At 72.6% G+C, this 2,366-nt stretch carries 2 protein-coding genes; one reads left to right on the plus strand and one right to left on the minus strand.

Annotation, left to right across the window (positions count from 1 at the left end):
* A partial coding sequence (locus PROKR_RS25270; protein WP_211240237.1) for a glycoside hydrolase family 13 protein occupies positions 1-1,327 on the minus strand: 1,327 nt, incomplete at its 3' end.
* Positions 1,328-1,438: 111 nt separating this feature from the next.
* Here PROKR_RS25270 and PROKR_RS25275 point away from each other — a divergent pair.
* On the plus strand, positions 1,439-2,366 hold a 928-nt coding region (locus tag PROKR_RS25275), incomplete at its 3' end, for an ROK family transcriptional regulator (protein WP_157602666.1).

Below are 2,366 nucleotides of genomic sequence, written 5' to 3' on the forward strand. Positions count from 1 at the left end.
ACGACTCGCCCGCGCGCGTCCACGGCAGCGGCACGCGGCAGCCGTCGCGGCCCGGGTCCACGCCCGGATTCCGGAAGTACGCCGGGTCCTGGTGCTGCTCCGCGGGGATGTCGGCGACCTCGGGCAGGCCCAGCTCCTCGCCCTGGTACAGGTACGCGCTGCCCGGCAGGCCCAGCATGAGCAGCGTCGCGGCCCGCGCCCGGCGCAGGCCGAGCTCGACGTCGGCCACGGGCTCGGTGCCGCCCGACAGCAGCCAGTCCTGGCCCTGCTTGCCCGGCTTGCCGTTGCGCGGCGGCAGGGCGTAGCGGGTGGCGTGCCGCACGACGTCGTGGTTGGAGAACACCCACGTCGTCGACGAGCCGGACGCCGCGGACAGCGCCAGGTTGTCAGCGATGATCTTCGTGAACTGGGCCGCGTCGAAGTCGGCCTCCAGCAGGTCGAAGTTGAACGCCTGCCCCAGGCCGTCGGCGCTCGCGTACCGGGGCCGGCGAGGCGTGTCGACCCAGGCCTCGGCCACGGCGATGCGCGGAGGCGTGTACTCGTCGAAGACCTTGCGCCACCCCGCGTAGATCTCGTGCACCTCGTCGCGGTCCCACAGGGGGTGCGCGCCGGGCTCGGTGATGGCGTCCAGCTCGGCCTGCGACGGCAGGTTCTCCGCGAGGTCCTTGGTCAGGCCGTGCGCCACGTCGATGCGGAACCCGTCCACGCCCCGGTCCGACCAGAACCGCAGGGTCTGGTGGAAGTCCTCGCGGACCTCGGGGTTGTCCCAGTTGAAGTCCGGCTGCTCCTTGGCGAACAGGTGCAGGTACCACTGGCCGTCGGGCACGCGCGTCCAGGACGGCCCGCCGAAGATGCTGGTCCAGTCGGCCGGCGGCTGCGAGCCGTCGGGACCCAGGCCGTCGCGGAAGATGTACCGCTGCCGCTCGGGGCTGCCGGGCGCCGCGGCCAGCGCCTGCTGGAACCAGACGTGCAGGTCGGAGGAGTGGTTGGGCACGATGTCGACGATCACGCGGATGCCGGCGCCGTGCAGCGCCTCGACCATCTGGTCGAACTCGTCCAACGTGCCGATGCGCGGGTCCACGTCGCGGTAGTCGGCGACGTCGTACCCGCCGTCGGCCAGGGCCGACGGGTAGAAGGGGCTGAGCCAGACGGCGTCGACGCCGAGCCTCTGCAAGTAGGGCACGCGCGAGATGATGCCGCGCAGGTCGCCGATCCCGTCGCCGTTCGCGTCGGCGAAGCTGCGCGGGTAGATCTGGTAGACGGTGGCCTGCCGCCACCAGGTGGGGTCGTCGACGAGGAGCTGCTGCTCGTTGAGGGTGCTGGTCACGTGCTGGATCCTTTGCTCGTCGGGCATGCTGCGGGCTGTCGGCCATTTTATGCGAGCATTAGATTTAATGCCCTGGTGAGAGCCTCCAACGTCGAGCACGAAAGGTCAAGCGTGAGTCGAGCACCCCAGAGCGGGTCGTCGCCCGGACTGCTGAGACGCATCAACACCGTGGGCGTGCTCGAGTTCGCCTGGGACCACGACGTCTTCACCGCCACCGAGGCGATGGATGCCACCGGGCTCACGCGCTCCACCGTGATCAGCCGCTGCGCCGAGCTGATCGAGCTCGGCTGGATGCACGAGGTCGCGCGCGTGCCCGAGGCCGCCGGCAAGGGCCGGCCCGCCCGTCTCTACCGGCTGAGGGCCGACGCCGGATACGTGGTCGGGGTCGACGCCGGCCAGCACCGCGTGCTCGCCACGGTCTGCGACCTGCGCGGCGCCGAGGTGGGGCGGCAGGAGCACCCGATCGACCCGGAGCACGACAACGCGGCCGACCGGCTCGCCCTCACCGACACGACGATCGACGAGGCGCTCGCCTCGGGTGGCGTCGATCCGGCGCGGGTCCTGGCGGTCGCGGTCGGCGTACCGGCACAGACCGACCTCGACGGCGCCTCGCCGCCGGGGCAGAACAAGTTCTGGGCGCGCATGAACCCGGGTTTCGCCGCGCACTTCCGGGAGCGCGGCTGGCACACGACCGTCGAGAACGACGCCAATCTCGCCGCGCACGCCGAGCGCGCGCTCGGGGCCGGGCGCGACGCCCGGTCGTTCGCGGCGCTGCTGTCCGGGGAGCGGTTCGGCGCCGGCATCGTGGTGGACGGCGCCCTGGTGCGCGGCAGCTACGGGGGTGCCGGTGAGATGCGGCTGCTCGACTACGTCGTCGGCGTCGGCAGCCCGCACGGCATCGGCTATCTCGCCCGCACCTGGGGCCGCGAGGCTCGCGAGTCCGGCGACCTGCCCGCCGACAGTGCGCTGGGCGCCCTCCCCGTGGACGCGATCGACGCGCCCGCGGTGTTCGCGGCGGCCGCGGACGGCGACGCCGGCG

The sequence above is a fragment of the Promicromonospora kroppenstedtii DSM 19349 genome (assembly GCF_000515355.1).
Taxonomy (GTDB): Bacteria; Actinomycetota; Actinomycetes; order Actinomycetales; family Cellulomonadaceae; genus Promicromonospora; species Promicromonospora kroppenstedtii.